Genomic DNA, 18,203 nt, shown 5'->3' with positions numbered 1-18,203 from the left:
TGCTCACCACCCTTAAAATTCCGCTCTTCTTTTTTGTTCACGATCTTGAAGTTTTGTCGTATATGCATAACTTCCGTTCGCTAATTCTTTTCCATCTAAAACGTTTGTCATATTTACCGTTACATTCAGTTCTTGTTCTCTACCTAATCTATCCGAGAACATAGTTCTTGCTGTAGGTGTGTTGTTATAAGGTGATTGTGATTGTGGTTGCGTATACCCATTGAAATCACCCAGTATACTATGCGGGATACTATAATGCGAAGTTTGGAATCCAAAATCAAAAACAGATGGCATATTACTTATTTGTTTTTTTACAGTTCCAACTACATTTTCCGCTGCATCCACAACGAAACGTTTCCCCTTATCCATACCAACTCCAACGCCTTCTGGAACTGCGCTGCCGACTGGAATCATCACTTTAGACGGACTGTTAATTTCTAGTGCTCCAGAAATAGTCTTTTTAATCTCACCAGCAATGCTTTTCGCCTTACTATATAAACCACCTGTCGCATCATCCAACCCTTTTTCAAGTCCTTCTATAATGGATTTACCGATGGAACGTAGATTTATCGTGCTGAAGAATTTTTCAACTGTATTCCATTTCTCTTCAATGTCATGTTTTATTTCTGACATTTTATCTTTAACAGCTTTTTTCTGTTCCTCGAATTTTCTTGAAACTGTATTTTTTATTTCTTCTACCTTGTTGTCGGCTGAAGTTTTTGTTTCTTCCCACCATTTTGTTATACCTGACCAGGTTTCTTTCATCTTTTGAACGACATCATCTTTCATGACTTGGTATTTGGATTTTATCTGACCCGTTTCCCAATCCACTTGATTTGCATGTTCCCCAGCTTGTGCTTTTGCTTCACTCACAATTTCTCTATGTTTGTCTCGCGCTGTAGAAACGGTGCTTTCATATTGACGATTCGCTTCCGCAATCGCTGCGTTCGCTTCTTCTTTGTTCAGTGTTCCTGATTCATCTCGCAAGCGTATCGCATACGCAATTTTATCATCACGAGTCTTTTTCGCATCTTCAATCACTTTATCTCTTGCTTTTGCACTATTTTCAACAACTTCTGCTGCTTGTCTAGCTGTAATTTCACTCGCTTGTACACGCATATTCTCATAAATAACTTTTTGTTCCATTTGATTTTTAGACATATGTTGGATAGCAGTCCGATCCATTTCATCTTGTAAAGCCTGTAAAGAAATTCTTTCAGATGTAGTAAAATCACGCTTTTCATTTGCTGCTGTTTGAATGATTTCTTTGATTTTATTTTCTTTTTCTTGTGTTTTTAACTTTTCTTGTTCGTAATGTTGATTCATTTGTTCCATCCGCTTATTTTCTTCTTCCGCGGTTAACACATAAGAATCCGCAAAGAATTTTTTCAGTCCCTCAACTTCTTTTTGTTGTCTTGCATTTGTTTTTTCTATAATCGTGTTACCTAACTTGTCATATTGACCAATTAACTTCTGTGACTGCTCCTCCGTTATCACTTCATGGTTCAATCTAATTTCAGTTAACTTTTGTCTAATGCCATCAGACAGCTTGAAATACTCATCAAGCACTTTCTTTGTGGAAGAACTTACTTTCCCCTCGGTATTCGTAGCAAAGCGATCTACTGAAGCAATACTGTCTTCAGTCGCTTTCTGATATGCTTTATATGCGACAACTCCAGTTCCAATGAGAGCGGCTGCTACCAATCCAACCGGACCAAGTAATAGCCCTATTGCACTTCCTAAAAATCCAATTGCTCCAGCTGCCGCTCCAGCAATTCCACCAATTGGCGCTAAGGCTAAAGATAAAGCTCCAATTCCTGAAACAACCATCCCCACTACTCCAAGAAATACTCCTATCGCTGTTACAATAGCGGTTATCGCAAGAACAATACCACCTGTAATGGCAATGGCCTTTTGTACTGGCCCTGGTAATGAGTTAAATCCATCCACAAGCTTTTGTAATCCAGCAACAAAAGCACTAACCACAGGAGCGAGTGCATCACCAATTGTTTTTTTCATTGTGTCAAACGCTCCACTTAATTGTTCGATACGACCTTTCAGCGTGTTCATTTTCGTATTAGCGGTCTCTAAAGCAGTAACTTTGGACATCTCGGTATACATTTTATTTACACCTTGTGATCCTTCATTAAACAGAATCGTTGCGCCACGAACTGCGTCTGATCCGAATAATGTTTCTAACGCCATACTTCTTTGCTGATCTGTTAAATCTTTCATGGATTCTTTCAGAATGCCAGATATATGTTCTAAGCTTTGAATTTTCCCTTGTTGATCATAGAATTTTGACGATAAGAAAGCGGAACTGGTAGCTAACTCTCGGAATGTTGTATCACACTTATCATTCCATTTCGTTACACCTTCCGTTTGCATGACATATTTTTCTAGTGCAACCTCGATGTCTCCTACACTTCTAGATGCTGGCGTAACACCATTTTTCACGAGGAAATCAAATCCAGCCTGCGCGTTATATGTGATAAGACCTAAATCTGCCATCTTGTTATACGCTTCTTTCGTAGATGGATTCAACCTCATAAGCATCGTTTTTAAAGATGTACCTGCATCTGATCCTTTTAACCCATTCTGAGCGAATACGGCTAAAGCTGTTGCTGTATCTTTAAATGTCATACCTGCACCAGCCGCAACTGCTGCGGAAGCTGACAAACCATACTTCAATTCATGTACATCAGTGGCTGAAGCGTTGGCGGCCCCTGCAAGTAAGTTAGCGGCATCTGTAACACTTAAACCATCTTTTTTAAATGCATTTAAGGCGGTAGAAGCAATTTCTGCTGCTTCTCCTAGTTCTAATTCACCTGCGGCCGCTAAGTTTAGAGCCCCTTCTAATCCACCATTGATGATGTCCGTTAAACTAACGCCGGCTTTTATTAATTCTTCAATCCCTTTTCCGGCCTCAACAGACGAATATTTTGTACCTTCCCCATACTTCACAGCTAATTCAGAGAGTTTACTCATTTCTTGTCCAGTTGCACCCGATACTGCCTTTATGTTAGCCATCTGTTGCTCGAAGTTCATCGATTCTTCGACAGCTGATTTTAGCCCTCGACCTATTGCATACGTCATTCCGCCAAACACCATACCGATTTGCATACCGGCATTCTGCAAATCATTACCCAATGACTCCATTCGGTTTCCAAAGTTCAATAGACGATTGCCTTGTTGCTCTAATTCTCGATTTGATTGTTGTAATTCCGTTTCAAACCGATTCAGTTCAGCTGTTGCCCGATGAATTTGCTCGGCATATCGCTGTGCGGATTGACTCGCTTCTCCCTCTTCCGCCTTGGCCCGATTATACGCTGATTGAAGTTCTCGAATCTTTTCTTTCTGTTTATCTACCACACGAGATAAAACGTCAATTTTAGCTCGTGTTTGTTCAGTTGCGTTAGAAAAGCCGCCCATGCCTATTGTAATAGACTGAAATTCAGCCTGTAAGGCTTCTAATGCGTTGTTTAACTTATCCATTCCTTTTTGTTCCGCTTGACGGTTTACTTGTTTTAATTCATTTTCAAAACGATTTAAATCAGCAACGGCTTTATTCACTTGTGAAGCATATCGCTGGGTTGCTGCATCGTTTTCACCTAATTTAGCCTTGTTTTGATCGTAGGCTTGTCGCAACGCTCTAACTTTTTCTTTTTGTGCTTCAATAAGTCTATTAAGTGCATCTGTTTTAGCACGTGTTTGATCACTAGCATTAGCGAAGCCACCCATACCAGTACTGATTGATTTCAATTCGTTCTGTAATGTTCTTACAGCACGTCCTGAATTTGCTATACCTTGACGAAAATTCACATTATCAAGGGACAGCCTAACGACTAAATTATTCATTTCATTCGCCATCATCTTCCCCCTTATTAGATAATGTTTTCTGCTGGAACTTCTATTTCATTTGAATTTTGGTTTCCACTATTGTAATGATCTTGTTCTCGATATTTTTGGTTTAACCTTAAATAATGCCAGATATCCATTTCATTATCGATATGATGATGTTTATACCCCTGACGTAATAAAGAGAGGTAGAGCTCGTCCATAAACTCAGTGAACGTGAGCCCTCCTCCCTCTACGCGTTTGGGTTTGTTTCTTCTCCAGTTCCTGATGTACCACCAGCCGCTTCTACCGTTTCGTTTATTATGGCATTAATGACTTCTGTAGTGGTCGATAAGAACTTGCGAGCATCTACACCATCCCAATATTGATCCAATGTAAATTGTTCACCGTAAACTTTTACTACATATTGAACCATTTTATCCATGTCCTCCGGACCAGGGTTATTTGGAATATCCGCAAGCTCAGGCGCTTGACGAATCAAACGTGCTGGAATGAACTCCGGTAAATGAAACGTTTTCTTTTCTTTATTCATCATTAGTGTTAGTTTCATATTTTTTCCTCCTTGTTAATGAAAAAGAGAGAGAGCTTTTGCTCCCCCTTACTTTCCTGCTGGTGGTTGTACTACAGGCTTCTCATACACCTTTTTAAACCAATTATCTCCCACAGCTTTTGTAAATGTAGGTTCATCAGCATCTGCCGTAAATTTAGGCCTATCGTCAAAATCACGCTCAATGAATGAACCTTTGAGTTTCGTTGTTTGGAAGTTAGGCTTATCCTTCTTCGTTTCGCCTTCTTCTTCCTCTTGTGAAAGTTTCCCTTTTAATAACCAAACGTATCGATATTTTCCGTTAGCCTTTAAGAAACGCCATCCAATTGCTAAATATGGTTTTTCACCCTCGCGTTTTTCGTCTAATACACCATCTTTAACTTCTGGATACCCTTCAATATCTGCTTTTATTGATAATGAAATACTACGAAGCTCAATTTCTACTTCCACTTCTCCATCAGACTCAGCAATTTCTGATTTTTTATTATCGCTCCACATAATTTCAGAAGCTACCTTTTTAGATGTTTTAATCTTTACAGCGCCTTCCATTTCTTTCACTGCACTATAGTCAACACCTGTCGCATCATCTTTCAATAACTTTGCGTAAACAAGGCTATCTACACCGACAGTCGAACTAATCTTAATTACTTCTCCAGCCATTTATAACTCCACTCCTTTCGCGAATCTCATCGCGTAATGAAAAATTTGTGTATCCTCTTCATACAAATCAGCTACTGCATAACGTGAGAAACCAATACTTTTCATGATTTCATTCACTTTTTGATGGATTGCTGTTGTACTACTCTTTGACCAAATATCGATTTGGAATGTGATTTCACTTTCACTTTCATCATTATCCGCAAACCCATCTGGCCTATTGTCTAATTCGAAAAATGTAATACGCGGAAACTCTTCAGCGTTTTTGGCTTTACGATAGCACACACGTTTTCCACCTAATAAAGAAACAAGCTCTTGATTATTTTCAAGAGCTTGCACGATTTCAGGTCGTAAATTTATCATACATTTAGCCTCATTTCATTCTTTAAGATGTCTGTCATAGCACGAATTGCCGCTTCTTTTGAAGAATGAAATCCTGGTTCTATAAATGGCTCTGCTGGCATTTTAGATGTTCCCCATTCTAAGAATTTCCCATAGAAGAATGGAGAACGATCTGCTTTATCTATCCCGATTTTAATCGTTTTTATGCCGCCTTCCATTTTAGCTTTTGTAACTCGTATATTATCAGCCAAATGTTGTCCTGTACGCCACGGTTCACTTTTTGTTGCTCTTTTAGGACTATCACTTCTTGGCGCTATTTCGGAAATAGCTTTTCGAATAGGTTCTCCACCTGCTGCAAGAGCTTTATCTTCAATCTTTTCCCCACGTAGACCCATTTGCTCTAATTCAGATATCAGGCGATCCAAACCTAAAAACTCAACACCATCAGCCATTCATTCCACCACGCTTCCACATGATTGATAAGGTGTGTTTTTCAGTTGGAATAACTGAAATAATGTCATACATTACGTTCTTATACTTAATCTTCATATCAGCATTCACATCTGCGCGAAATCTTATTTCCGTTTCCCCCTGAACTTCACTATTTGCTGATGCTGCTTCAAAGTATTTTCTTCCCTTTAAAAAAATAAAAGAGCCCCATACAGTAAAAGAATCCTTATAACCTTCTATTGGATCACCGTCTGGGCTCTTTGCTTCATCGTCTTTCACTTGAAATGTAAGACGTTTATCTAATTTACCTGGATTCACTTGCATCACCACCACAATATTGCAACTGAACTAATATCGACTGCAAACTAAATGCTAATTGTTCAGCCTTTCCAACTGCTTCACGATTTTCATGCCAATGAGCAATTAAAATACGAGCTGCTAATGTAGCAAGCTCGCTCTTCAAATCTACATTTTTACTTGTAGCATTTTTAATATATATTTCAGCTGCGATTACGAAAGATGTAATGAGATCGTCCTCTTCATCACCATCCACACGAAGATACTTTTTCGCTTCCTCTACTGTTAGTACCAAGAAGGACACCTCCTACCTTATTAAGCCCCTGTTTTAGGCACAATCGTAATTTGCCCATACACAACTGCTTCTTGGTCCCATAACGTAACGTCTTCACGTTCAATTGCTCGGAATTCAGAAGTGTTTGTTCTCCAAGCGTTCCCACCTTCTTTGGTCATATCAATAGATAACTGTTTTCTATCCCAAAGAATAACCGCCTCTTTTAAATCCCCAACAATGAAAGGTGCTTTCCCATCTTTATCTGTAGCAATTGTTTTATTAGACAATACAATAACAGGCTTACCAGCGAACAGCTTACGAGTTGGATTTGTTGGATCTGGTTGAAGTAGTGGACGACCATTTTTATCTTCTAACTGATCTAAGTAATTAAATCCATCTTGGTTTGTAAAAATATTAGCTGCTGCTGCAAATATTGGATCAAGTGTGACGTTTAAGGTCTTTTTAAGGCCATTATAATCCTTTAAATCAACTTTTGTTAATTTATTGATTTCTTGTAAAATTAGATAGTTTCGAGTTGCAATAGATTTTTTTGCAATCCATTGACGTAAATAACTTTCTAAAGCTTGATCTGTATCATCTAATAAATCATTTGGTACTGGTAAAAAACCTGCATAATCCTCAATTGCATAAGATAAACGATCGAATTCAGGAGAAGCAATCTCTTGCATTGCATTCGGTTTACCATACTCAGATAATGGCGCAAAAGGTGTAGATGCTGCACGTTTTTCTAGTGTACGAGCCCCCTTGTTTGTTGAAACAGGTTGTATATTTACATATTGTTCTAAGCTATCCACTGTTTGTTTTAATTGATTAATCGTTGTCGTAATATCTTCTGGAACAATATAACCGCCATCTTTACCTGAATTCTCAGATAAGGCCGCTTTGTATTCCTGCATAACGCTTGCTTCTTCATGACTTAAATGTTGACCGCGAATAGCTTTCATAAACACTTCTTTATACGATGAATCTTCATTTTTAACTGATGATGGAGGCAAAACTTTTGCTTGTGAATTTACAGGATCAGAAACTTGAATTTGCATCATTGCTAGATAGTTATCCAATTCATTTTTCGCGTTTTTCGCTTCCTCAATTTTTGCCTTTGCATCTTCATATTTACCACTATTGTTATATTCTTCTGCTTTCGCTTTTAAATCAGCAACTTTTTGACGTAACTCTTGTTCACGTTTATCCATTCGGTATTTCCTCCTTATTTTGGCACAAAAAATAGACCTATAGCTCTAACAGGTCTAGTGCGTTTTGTATTTTTAATTGTTCATTATTGTCTTTCTTTGGAATAGAAGGAGCTTTTGCTACAATCTTATTTGGTGTTTTTTGATATTTATCAAAGTAATCGCTGCTACAAGCTGCGACTTCTTTTGCTTCCACAACTTCAATATTGAAGTATTTTTCAGCTTCTTCACCACTTAACCAAGTCTCAGCATCTACTAATTGCTGAATTACTTCCATTTCGATGCCTTCTTTCAAGTTTTCTTTGTATACATTCATAATTCCAGCCTCAAGGTTATCCAAGTCCTCTGCCATTTTACGAAAATCATTGGCATTCCCTGCAGAGATGGTCCAGGGTTTATGAATCATTAGGAAAGCATTCGAAGGAATCACAATACGATCACCCGCTAAAGCAATAACAGAAGCAATAGATGCTGCCACACCATCCACATAAACAGTTTTTTGTGCCTTATTTCGCTTTAGCATATTATAAATAGCTAAACCAGCAAATACAGAACCACCACCACTATTTACATAAATATTCAGGTTACTTTTATCATCCAGTTGTCCTAACATGTTTTTCACATCATCCGGCATCACATCCGAATCGTCCCATTTCCAAGCTGTATTATTAATGATATCACCATAAATATACAAATCCGCCGAAGAATCTATTTGATTTTTGACGGTAAACACATTATGCATCCTCTTCACCTCCCCCCGTAGGCGCTCCTGCTTTCGCTAACTGATATTCATCTGCAATTTCAATGGATACATGGTTTAAGTCAACACGGTGTTTATCACCGTATTCCCCAATTCCATCCATATCTTCAAGATCTAATACTTTATTGATCGAGAAAGCGCCAGTATCTAACATAATCTTATAGAATTCCGCTCTAGATTTAGAATCAGCGCGAAGTAAACTTGTTAGATTAAATTTCAAATAATAACGCTTTTGTTCATGAAATGAAAATGTTTTATAAGAAAATTCTTCTTCATACTGGATAAGAATTGGACTCAATGTATTTTGGATAAAATCCAATGCCTGTTGCTCAATGTTTGAGAATGTAGCACGATCTAACTCATTAATCATGTGTAATGGAATATTAAAGATGTTTGCTATCTCACCTTTATCAAATTTCATACCTTCGATAAATTGAGCATCTTTCAAAGGCATTCCAACCTTTTCAAACTCTAGTCCAGCATCTAAAATTGCTATCCTTTGAGCATTATTTAAACCTGTATTTGCTTCTTCCCAAGCATCACGAAGTACATCTTTTGCTTCTTTTCCAAGGGCTTGTTGAGTTTTCAATATCCCACTATGTGCTGCACCATTTGTAAAGAATTTACCTTTAAATTTTTGTGCCGCTTGTGAACTACCTATAGACTCTCTTGCAATCTGAATAGGTGGTTTACCCTTCAGTCCATCAGTAGACAACGTAGTAAGATGAATAATGTCATCATCAGTTATTTTAATAGGTGTACCATCTGGTAAACTCGTAAAATACCATAATTTATTTGTCTTCAGGTCCACGATTGGAGTTGTTACAGCCGGATTTAGTGCCCATAATTCTTTCGGTCTACCATCCGCACCCCAATGAATATTGATGTAAGCATTTCCCCATGTATTTCGGTGCGTTTCGATTAAATGCTTGAATTTAAATGGGCTTTGATAAGGGTTCGGTCTTCTTTCCAAAACAAATGACACTTGATGCATCTTATCTCGTTCTCTTCCTTTTGATGTCTTTCTAAAAACTTGAAAAGGAAGCATTGCAACACTGTTTGCAAGGATATTAATACAGCGATAAACTGTCGGGACACCTAAAGAGGACTCAACTGTTACCTTCTCACCGCTTGCTGCTTGATATCCAAATAAACTTTTAAACCAAGGAGAAGGATTTTTTAAATCTCTCGTATCCTGATTTCTAAATAACTGCCGAAAAATCAAAAGTTTCACCTCCTTTCTATCTTCTTATCATTACCACCCCCAACAATGTGAGAATAATCCCTAAAAGATACCATCCGTATATTGGATTAATAAAAAAAGTCATCCCTATAATAATGGACAACCCTGAAATAAATAAAACGTCATCTAAAACATTGATTAAAAACATTAAAAACCGCATGTAATTCCTCCTAGAATGAGAAATTTTGACTTAAAATATATGAATTCAAATCCATCTCACCAGAATTGAGCATACAGCGAACGTGTGAGTTAATTACAGCCGCTATCGGATCGATTCTCTCTGTTGCTTTTGACTTATCCAACATGATGTTCTCGTTGGCATCTTGCTTAGTAACAGCATTTCCAATTGCCCAATTCAGAACTGGATTGTTATTATGAATAATTTTCTTTTGATACACTTGCTCACGAAAGTCTTTTGTTGGTCCTGATAAAGTAGCCATCCCTTGTCGGATTTCTACAACCACATACCCTTCCGCTTCCATATCTTGCATAAATTGAGTTGCATTCCATGGATCAGCACATATTTCTTTTATTTTAAAATCATTATCTGATTCCATAGTTTTTATATATTCTTTAACAAAATTATAATCTACTACTGAACCAGGTGTTACAGTAATCCAACCTTGCTGCGCCCAAATATCATATGGCACCTTATCCGTTTTCATTTTCTCGAATAAAGTGTCTTCCGGTATAAAACTATGACTAATCACGACGTATTTCTCGTCTTTCTTGAATTCAAAATCTACACTAGTCAAATCAATTTTCGCTGATAAATCAGCACCTACTGTGCATTCCATGCCTTTTAATTCGGATAGATCAATTACTTCATCACACTTATTCCATCTAGACATATCCATATAACCGTTTTCTTTTCTATTAACCCATATATTCATACGTTTCGTTAGAAAAGAACGCATTTTTTCAGGATTATCAAGAGCAACTTTCAAGTCACTACGTAGCTTCTTCATCCCAGCCTCATAAGTTGCTACAATTGGATTGGCTTTTATCCAATTCGTTTCATCCTTGATATCATCATCTTTATCCAGTTCACAAATAACAACAAAATACTCATCATTCTCCACACCTACATCGTTTGGATCTAATATCCTTGAACAATATTTATACTCCTTGTAACAAGGTCCATTGATGTTAAATCCTGCTGTGGTGATAATGAACATCAATGTATTCTCACGTGCACCCATTCCCGAATCAATTACATCATAAATCTCGCTCGTATCATGAGCATGATATTCATCAACGATACCAAGCGATGGGTTTGTACCATCACCAGTCTTTTTTGCTTCTTTAGAAAGTGGCGTTATTGTTGAACCACTTTTTATATGCGTGATTTTCCCATAAGAGTCCTTATATTTTTTGGATAACATATCACATGCGCCTAGCTGTTTTAAAATATCATTATATACAAGGCTTGATTGTTGTCTATCCCAACCAGCTATATAACATTCTTCTTGTTGGTCAGATAAAAAAGTTATATAAGAAGCAATAAGGGCCAAGAATTGTGATTTTGCATTTTTTCTTGCAAGTTCAATAAATACACGTAGAAAACGTCTATTATTTGTATTTTTAATAAAAAAACAAAATATATTAGCTGCTACAAATAACTGAAAATCGGTTAATTCAATATATTGCCCTGCTAATACACCTTTAAAATGTTTAAATTGCTTGCACCATTCATAAAAATCATATAATTGTTCAATATCAAAATAGAATGGACACTCATCATCTTGTGTACGTTCTAAGTCTTTTAAAAAACGCTCACAAGCCCATTTATGCTTCTTACAAGCCAATATGTTACCGTCCGAAATGTCATAAACATATTGCATTAGTCTTTCTTCTAATCTCATACCCTATCACCAAACCGCTTTTCAGCATTGGTTTTTGGTTTATCATCACCCTTGGGTTTTGCTAAAGATGCTCTAGAACTTGGCGTTAATCCAAATTCAATTGCCAACGACTTCATTTGTTCATGTAATTGTTTCTTTTTAGTTAATAAGGGATGTGGAACTTTATTAGTCTCAGCTGCTTTATTTGTATACTCTACCATTAGCCCTTCTTCACCGATAATCTTTGTACATTCAACGTAATCAGAGTAGGCGTCACAATAAGCCGCCAAAGCATTAATATCTACATTTGTAATAAGGTCTAATTCCATTAATTCTTTAGAAATACGATTAAATTCCTTTTTAGCTACAGTATTCAACCAAGTTGGAGCTTTGATTCTATTCGCTTTCGGTTGAATATTTTGTTCAGCCTTCACACGTTGTTCTATTTCATGTTTAGTTAATCGATTTTTATTACCTTCAAGTATTTGCAAATGAATTGGTTTCGCTTTTCGTCCCATGTGAACCACCTCCTTTAGTTGAACCCCCTTTTATGAAATAAAACGAATTTTTTGCACGGAAAGCTAGGCGGCGGTCTCCAGGGATTCGCCTTTTGCTTTTTCATGATGGGGGGGTGTTTGTGAATTTTTTCTTTCCAATCATTTTCTGTTTTTCTTCTCATCTTCTTTTGTTTTCTTGTTGTGACAAGCATGGCAAAGCGTTTGTAAATTAGTCGGCTCTAATCGTTTCGACCAATCAACACGAATAGGAATGATATGATCGACTACATCACCTATCTTAATGATGTCCTTGCTTCTACATTGAACACATAAGCCATGATCTCTACGATACATAAGCTCACGCATATCCTTCCACAGTCTTGAATTGTAGAATGAACGTGAGCTTTTGTTTCGCATATGTTTGTCGTAATATCTTACAGTTTCTTTTCCTTTTTCGGTATGTTTAGCACAATACTTATCCCGTGTTAGTTCATTGCAACCTAATGACTTGCACGGCTTGAATGGTTTACTTGGCACCTCCCATCCTCTTCCTCAATCGTTTCATTTCATCCTCGATGGCCAGATTCTTTTTATTAATCTGTTCATGACACTTAGCTATATCCGCTTGATGCTTGCGAATCTTATCGTTCACATATGCAGCAACATGTTCATGGCCACAATGAGGACATATGAAGTAACACTTCTCAATACGATTAGGAAGTTGTGCTACTTGTGGTTGCATATCGTAATCTTTATTGCAGCTAGAACAGTAGACTTGCATCTTTCCTCACTCCTTTAGAAAGAATATTCCGATTATACATTTACAAATAAATACAAATTGTTATAATAGAGTTAACATTGTCATCCGGAAAAGTAATTCGTCCCCAATACGAATTACTTTTCTTGTTTTTATGGTTACTTTTCCAAAAATTCATTCACCACTTTACCAAGCAAACTGATCATCGCTTCTCTCTTTTGCTTGGGTGTTGTATTATCTTGCATTTCATTAAAAATAGGCAGTACACTTTCTAATTTCTGTTTATCGATACGCTCATTTACAAGATCTTGCCCCAGCATCGAAATGAAAATACCAATTGCAACCGCTTGTTCTTGTTTATCTAGTTTCATTTATCTCACTCCCTTTAACTACGCGACCTTGGATTGAATCCGCTGTATGCTCAACAATAGATTTAACTACTACTTTCTCACCTAATGTCAGGACAAATTTTATATCCTCTTGTTTCTTCTTATTCGTAAGCCTATTCATAAACTTTTCTAACTTTTCTAACGATTCCGCACATTCATTTGCAACTTCTGTTACTTCCTTAATGCCTTCTAACGCTCCAGTTGTATCCGCATTTACTTCAATAATTAATTTGTTATTAGCCATTTTGTGAATCCTCCTCATAAAATAGAAAAAACACCCGCTATAGGTGCCTTCTCCACATTCCCTATATAGTTCGACTCGCCCTACGCGTTCGTACAGAAGTGACTTGCTGCAAAGAAACAATATGTTCTGGGTTTATTACAATGTCATCGAAGCGTATCAGTCCTTCCCTAAAGCTTCCATCTGGCGCAACCACTTTGTCTATAAAACTCTCCAACTTCATATGTAAGATATGTGTTTTTCCATTTATCAAGCTCACATGTGTAGCAAATATTTTTTCCATCTGATCACTCTCCTTTCTTTACTAGTATTACAGTCCAGTATGTATTATCACTCTTTGATATCAAAACTACATTCACTTTTATCCTTATCCTCAAAATTAAATTGTTTTCTCTCCTATACGAAAAACCGAACAAAATTGTCCGGCTTTTTCCTTTCAGATGCTCTTATACATCTTTTGATGCAATTAATTCGCTTTTACAGTAGCAGAAGATACTTGATCATTCCATGTTCTTTCTCCATCACCCATACTAACATCTGTCAAATTTAGATATTTCCCATTATTTACAATAGCCAATGCATAACCTTGTGCATTATTATGTTCATAAATCATTGTGTAATTTCCAAACGGATGTGTAAGTATTGAGGAAACCTTATCATTATTGCTACTATTAAAATTAGTAATAATAACAGGATTACGGCTTGCATCTATTGAAAACTGTGCTCCTTTTAAATGAATATCATGATATAAAGTGGAATAAATCCTTGATGACTGGAATGTTTTTGATAAGTTTGGTATCACTGGATGTTTCTTTACATAAGATTCAAACTCGTTTTGCGTATCAAAACCAATTGTCACAGGCTTCTCGTTATGTTCGCCTGGCGTTACAACCTAATATGGTTTTGAAGTAGTATCTGCATGTGCCACCCCATTTGATCCACCAAATACCATTGTTCCGATTAATACAACTGTAGACATTACACCCATCATACGTTTCAAATTCATCACTCCCATGATATAAATTGACTTACAAATGTATTGTACAATAGGCGCATTTCTGTAGTAAGGTGCTAATTTATTTCTCAACAAGTACACTTCACATCTCTATATGCTTCTTTTCATGTAAAAAAAACATTTCCCTTCACCTTCTCAACATTTTATACATCCTTTTCTAAATAAGGTGCTTGTCCTATCACCATTATAAATAAATCTCTATATAATGTTTTAGAACAACATTATTTTATTAGGAGGACAAACATTTGAATCTGAAACGCATGATTATAGCTTTAGCATGTAGTGCACTTTTACTGGTACCTTTTACTTCTATTTCTACACACGCACAAGAAATAGATATCCATCAACAATCCATCCCTAGCAATCTACCGGTTATTGGTGATCCTTTACCAAAGGTGAACCAAGATAAAGTTACAACTCCTCTACATCCCTTCTCACCCTCAAACATCAAAAATTCAAATTCTTTTTTTCATACTTTAGCTCCTACTCGCACCGTTACAATTTTGATCGCTGCAGATGAAGAATACCGTGCTGCGCATCCAGACTGGAAATCTCTGACGAAACAACTCGTTGAAAAAGCCGGCCAAAGTTTTTTAACTGAACATAATATTCAATTTTCTGTTGTAAATTATACAACATGGAAGTCCGATGGATATGATAGTGCTTCTATCTTGTATGATTTAAATACTGAATGGGGAAACACATCCTCTTATGATTTCGTAATTGGTTTTACGAAAGATACTCGCTTTACCGCTGGTGGCATTGCTTATATGTATCCTTCCGCTCCCCCAAGTGGCATTAGCGTCATATTCGATCTCGGTACCTTATACACTCCGTATGCCATTCAACATGAAATTTCCCATAATTATGGATTACCTCACGATGCTTCTGGTAGCGGTATTCAATGCATGATGAATTACGACTATGCTTACTCTGTGAAGTATTGGGATGCTTCACACGATGCTTTACTTGAAAGCCACCGTAATTGGTATGGTTACTAACGAAAGAAAACTAGCAAAGAGTATACTGCATACTCTTTGCTACATAAAAACAAAAGAACATCCCTAAGGATGCTCTTTCTTTTCAACGGTAACATTCAATCAGTACCATCTGCTGGTTTCGGATTTTATGTGCCGTCATTATGAACCGTTTAGAAATTTAGAAACAACATAGTGAGTTGTGTTTTTCCGCCACTTCTCACAATACAAATATAACACGAAAATCCCAAAATAACCGGCACATTTCCTGCCAAAAAGCGGTCACGACTCTGCCACTTTTTTCACTATTCTCATTTCAAATTTTTCAATTTGATTTGTAAGTTCTATTCTAATCCCTAATAACTCATGCTCTTTCATCTTTTCCTTCTTTCTNACGTTTTGCCAAATATATTGTTGCTTCTGGAATACCCAAAATTCTACTTCATGAATTTCGACATTCCCATGCATCATATTTAATAAATAAAGGGGTAAGTCCACTGGTGGTAGCCCAACGCCTAGGACATTCGGATGTTTCAACAACGTTAAATACATATAGTCATTTATACCCGTCAAAACAAGCGGAAGTGGTTGCATTTATGGAACAAGATTTATCATTTTCGTTACCAATTTGTGACCTAATCTCTTTAAAGAGTTGATAACGTGCACTTCACAATGATCAGAGTAATCATTATACGTATATTTTTGGAACCATGATGTAACAGTCCATTGTGGAGATTTCGGCTGTAACACCTTATTCTCTATATATGATGGGTTCGCATGGTCTTTACTTGCAATAATATAATCTAAATACTCAGCAGGACTATCAGGGAAATTATATTTTGCAATACTGTTTGTCGTTGCGTCCCAAGTCGCTGTATGTCCAGTATAAGATGGTACAGAAGCGTTCAATGTTTTAAACATAGATGCATACTCTGAATCATTCTTGTTCTCTGCATTAATTTTATTTACGTTCATATCACCGCCAATTAACACATACTCATTATTTGGTATATTTTTATTTTTAATAAAGTCTTGAATTTCTTTTAATTGGTCTGTACGTACAGATGCAGGTGAAGTTTTTCCGCACATACTATCTTCCGCTTGCAAATGTGTACCAATCACGTGAACGAAGCGATCATTTTTCTTAATTTTCGTGTATACAAATCCTTTATTCGATAAATTATCTGGCCCGCATCCTTTTGCAAATACATATTGAATCTTTTCAGCGATTGGCCATTTGCTCACAATCGCAACGCCACCATCTTCAGGAGTTGAAGATGAATAGTTTCCTAACGTTTTATCCCATTCACTTCCACTACTACGACCTAATACTGCTGTTTGATTTGGATATTCTTTCTTCAAATTCCCTAATAAACGATCTGAAGCGCTATTATCAAACACTTCATTTAATATAACTACATCTTGATTCTTTATATAATCTGCCGCCCCGATTAAATCAGCACGCTCAGTTTGTCCCCAGTTCGGATATAAGTTTGTTGATAGCATATATACATTATGCGTCATCACTTTTAATGTATCATTTTGATTTGTAGACACTTCTGCTTGAGCTGACGTTCCGCTATATAAAGCTCCTAAACCAACACCTAAGCTAAGTACACCTTTTAGCAATTTACATTTCACGTTTCATACCCCCATGTATTGTATAGTGATAAAAAGGCCAAATACTCTATTCTGAGATTTGACCTTTTTTAAATACTTAACGATTTCCGTACGTATCAAACCAAAGCTGAATATATCCAGCAGTAACACGTTGTGCATCCATTAAACGCTTACCTGTCATTGGTGTAACTTCAGCGCGCCATTTATCTGCATATTCTTGTGATACAGCAGCTCTCACGAACCAATCTTTCGTATTATCATTTACAATGCCAGCGTAATCTTGTTTCGCAACTACTGCTGCTCCATGAATCCAATCTTCTGGATTCGTACCTTTCCAGTTCCAATATCCATTTCCATCCGTTACTTTATAATTATCTTTTATCGTATCTACAAAGTTTTCATATTTAGAATGGAATCCTTGTGGATACGATAGATTCGTAAAGTTTGCCGCATGCATCGGTTGGTTTACATCCCCTAAATAATGAAGAGATAATCCTAAATAGAAGAACGCTTGTTTCATATCTTTATTTTTATAAGACTCACCAGCTAATTTAAAATATTTAGCTCCTGTTTCCTTTGCTTGCTTTGCATACGGAATATAAGTTTTCCCATTGTCAGGGTCATAGAAATGTGAAGCAAATGTGCTATTATCATAATAAGGATTTTCATAGTCAGCAGCATAAATACCGTTCTCTAACTCCGTACGCCATTCATTTAATAGTGCAACTCGATCTTGTTTTACAAGTGTTGTATTACGAGACATAATATCAATTGCACGGTTTACAATCCATAAATGAGAATTCACGCCTTCTTTATGTTTATCTTCAGCAGACCAGCGCGGAATAACTCCAAATCTCTGTGCCCCATCATTTTCATGAGCAAATGCAACACTTTGTAATGGAGCAACTAATGTAATAGCTGCTGCTAAAGCAAGTACTTTCTTTTTCATATAAAATCCTCCATTTTATAATTGAATTATTGTAAACATTTTGTTAGGATCCTATGATGTCGTCCGGTTAACCTATGACTAGAATATCCCACCTTTCACGAAATTTCTATCACTAAATTAAAATATGCAAATGTTCATATCATTATAACTTTATACACAGTGAATATAATGAATGAATACACTTTCATTTTAATAAACTATTATTAAGGCTTGTCTAAACTAATGTAGAGGGTGTTGCAAAACTCATAAATATCCAAAAATGAATGCATAAAAAA

Annotated in this window: 21 protein-coding genes and 1 pseudogene; 2 read left to right on the top strand and 20 right to left on the bottom strand. The window is 36.6% G+C overall.

The features are described from left to right. Window positions 1–12 precede the first annotated feature (12 nt). From V6946_RS03455 to V6946_RS03375, 17 genes are all read right to left on the bottom strand, one after another. Window positions 13–3,870 (bottom strand): phage tail tape measure protein, encoded by a 3,858-nt coding sequence (locus V6946_RS03455; RefSeq protein WP_406622228.1) that lies wholly within the window; start codon window positions 3,868–3,870, stop codon window positions 13–15. 220 nt (window positions 3,871–4,090) lie between these two features. Beyond that, on the bottom strand, window positions 4,091–4,408 hold the full coding sequence (gpG, locus tag V6946_RS03450) for a phage tail assembly chaperone G (protein WP_242316643.1): 318 nt from the start codon (window positions 4,406–4,408) through the stop codon (window positions 4,091–4,093). A 48-nt stretch (window positions 4,409–4,456) separates the two neighbouring features. Beyond that, a complete protein-coding gene (locus tag V6946_RS03445; protein ID WP_406622227.1) occupies window positions 4,457–5,065 on the bottom strand; it encodes a major tail protein in 609 nt (202 codons plus the stop codon). Further along, window positions 5,066–5,425, bottom strand: coding sequence for a DUF3168 domain-containing protein (locus V6946_RS03440; RefSeq protein ID WP_406622226.1), 360 nt, complete (start codon window positions 5,423–5,425; stop codon window positions 5,066–5,068). It lies immediately after the preceding gene. Further along, entirely contained in the window at window positions 5,422–5,856 is a 435-nt protein-coding gene (locus tag V6946_RS03435) for an HK97-gp10 family putative phage morphogenesis protein (RefSeq protein ID WP_406622225.1), read from the bottom strand. Before V6946_RS03435 ends, V6946_RS03440 begins: the two co-directional genes overlap by 4 nt. Further along, window positions 5,849–6,172: a phage head closure protein gene (locus tag V6946_RS03430; protein WP_042597906.1), complete on the bottom strand. Its 324-nt coding sequence runs from the start codon at window positions 6,170–6,172 to the stop codon at window positions 5,849–5,851. Before V6946_RS03430 ends, V6946_RS03435 begins: the two co-directional genes overlap by 8 nt. Beyond that, a complete protein-coding gene (locus tag V6946_RS03425) occupies window positions 6,159–6,446 on the bottom strand; it encodes a head-tail connector protein (RefSeq protein ID WP_406622224.1) in 288 nt (95 codons plus the stop codon). Before V6946_RS03425 ends, V6946_RS03430 begins: the two co-directional genes overlap by 14 nt. A 20-nt stretch (window positions 6,447–6,466) precedes the next feature. Beyond that, window positions 6,467–7,639, bottom strand: a complete 1,173-nt coding sequence (locus V6946_RS03420; protein ID WP_406622223.1) for a phage major capsid protein — start codon at window positions 7,637–7,639, stop codon at window positions 6,467–6,469. A gap of 37 nt (window positions 7,640–7,676) precedes the next feature. Next, window positions 7,677–8,378, bottom strand: coding sequence for a head maturation protease, ClpP-related (locus V6946_RS03415; RefSeq protein ID WP_406622222.1), 702 nt, complete (start codon window positions 8,376–8,378; stop codon window positions 7,677–7,679). After that, entirely contained in the window at window positions 8,371–9,621 is a 1,251-nt protein-coding gene (locus tag V6946_RS03410) for a phage portal protein (protein WP_406622221.1), read from the bottom strand. The genes V6946_RS03415 and V6946_RS03410 overlap by 8 nt, the downstream gene beginning before the upstream one ends. Window positions 9,622–9,809: 188 nt before the next feature. Continuing rightward, the gene (locus tag V6946_RS03405; RefSeq protein ID WP_406622220.1) at window positions 9,810–11,504 is read right to left on the bottom strand and encodes a terminase large subunit; all 1,695 of its coding nucleotides are present in this window, start codon (window positions 11,502–11,504) and stop codon (window positions 9,810–9,812) included. Next, complete coding sequence (locus tag V6946_RS03400; protein ID WP_406622219.1) at window positions 11,501–12,010, bottom strand: phage terminase small subunit P27 family; 510 nt, start codon at window positions 12,008–12,010, stop codon at window positions 11,501–11,503. The genes V6946_RS03405 and V6946_RS03400 overlap by 4 nt, the downstream gene beginning before the upstream one ends. Window positions 12,011–12,139: 129 nt before the next feature. After that, window positions 12,140–12,517 carry an HNH endonuclease gene (locus V6946_RS03395; protein ID WP_406622218.1) on the bottom strand — a complete coding sequence of 126 codons (378 nt, stop codon included), beginning with the start codon at window positions 12,515–12,517 and terminating at the stop codon, window positions 12,140–12,142. After that, window positions 12,507–12,761, bottom strand: a complete 255-nt coding sequence (locus tag V6946_RS03390) for a hypothetical protein (protein WP_197229012.1) — start codon at window positions 12,759–12,761, stop codon at window positions 12,507–12,509. Before V6946_RS03390 ends, V6946_RS03395 begins: the two co-directional genes overlap by 11 nt. A 134-nt stretch (window positions 12,762–12,895) precedes the next feature. Continuing rightward, window positions 12,896–13,108 carry a hypothetical protein gene (locus V6946_RS03385; protein WP_406622217.1) on the bottom strand — a complete coding sequence of 71 codons (213 nt, stop codon included), beginning with the start codon at window positions 13,106–13,108 and terminating at the stop codon, window positions 12,896–12,898. Continuing rightward, window positions 13,095–13,370, bottom strand: coding sequence for a hypothetical protein (locus V6946_RS03380; protein ID WP_406622216.1), 276 nt, complete (start codon window positions 13,368–13,370; stop codon window positions 13,095–13,097). The genes V6946_RS03385 and V6946_RS03380 overlap by 14 nt, the downstream gene beginning before the upstream one ends. 463 nt (window positions 13,371–13,833) lie before the next feature. Next, a complete protein-coding gene (locus tag V6946_RS03375; protein ID WP_406622215.1) occupies window positions 13,834–14,226 on the bottom strand; it encodes a hypothetical protein in 393 nt (130 codons plus the stop codon). A 401-nt stretch (window positions 14,227–14,627) separates the two neighbouring features. On the opposite strand from V6946_RS03375, the gene V6946_RS03370 reads away from it, so the two are divergent. Continuing rightward, a complete protein-coding gene (locus V6946_RS03370) occupies window positions 14,628–15,383 on the top strand; it encodes a zinc-dependent metalloprotease (protein ID WP_006920692.1) in 756 nt (251 codons plus the stop codon). A 258-nt stretch (window positions 15,384–15,641) separates the two neighbouring features. On the opposite strand, the gene V6946_RS03365 is transcribed toward V6946_RS03370, so the two are convergent. Next, window positions 15,642–15,827, bottom strand: coding sequence for a hypothetical protein (locus V6946_RS03365; RefSeq protein WP_406622345.1), 186 nt, complete (start codon window positions 15,825–15,827; stop codon window positions 15,642–15,644). Here V6946_RS03365 and V6946_RS03360 point away from each other — a divergent pair. Continuing rightward, window positions 15,788–16,015, top strand: a pseudogene (locus V6946_RS03360) (tyrosine-type recombinase/integrase); the annotation flags it as partial. The gene V6946_RS03365 and the pseudogene V6946_RS03360 overlap by 40 nt on opposite strands. Here V6946_RS03360 and sph read toward each other — a convergent pair. Together sph and cerA are read right to left on the bottom strand one after the other, a co-directional pair. Further along, entirely contained in the window at window positions 15,954–17,000 is a 1,047-nt protein-coding gene (gene sph / locus V6946_RS03355) for a sphingomyelinase C (RefSeq protein ID WP_406622214.1), read from the bottom strand. The pseudogene V6946_RS03360 and the gene sph sit on opposite strands and share 62 nt — an antisense overlap. A gap of 76 nt (window positions 17,001–17,076) precedes the next feature. After that, window positions 17,077–17,928, bottom strand: coding sequence for a phospholipase CerA (cerA, locus tag V6946_RS03350; protein ID WP_000730995.1), 852 nt, complete (start codon window positions 17,926–17,928; stop codon window positions 17,077–17,079). Between the last annotated feature and the right edge of the window lie 275 nt (window positions 17,929–18,203).

The organism is Bacillus sp. PPSBB_2 (genome assembly GCF_045291115.1).
GTDB classification, from domain to species: domain Bacteria; phylum Bacillota; class Bacilli; order Bacillales; family Bacillaceae_G; genus Bacillus_A; species Bacillus_A cereus.
This window is presented reverse-complemented; position numbering and strand designations above follow the sequence as displayed.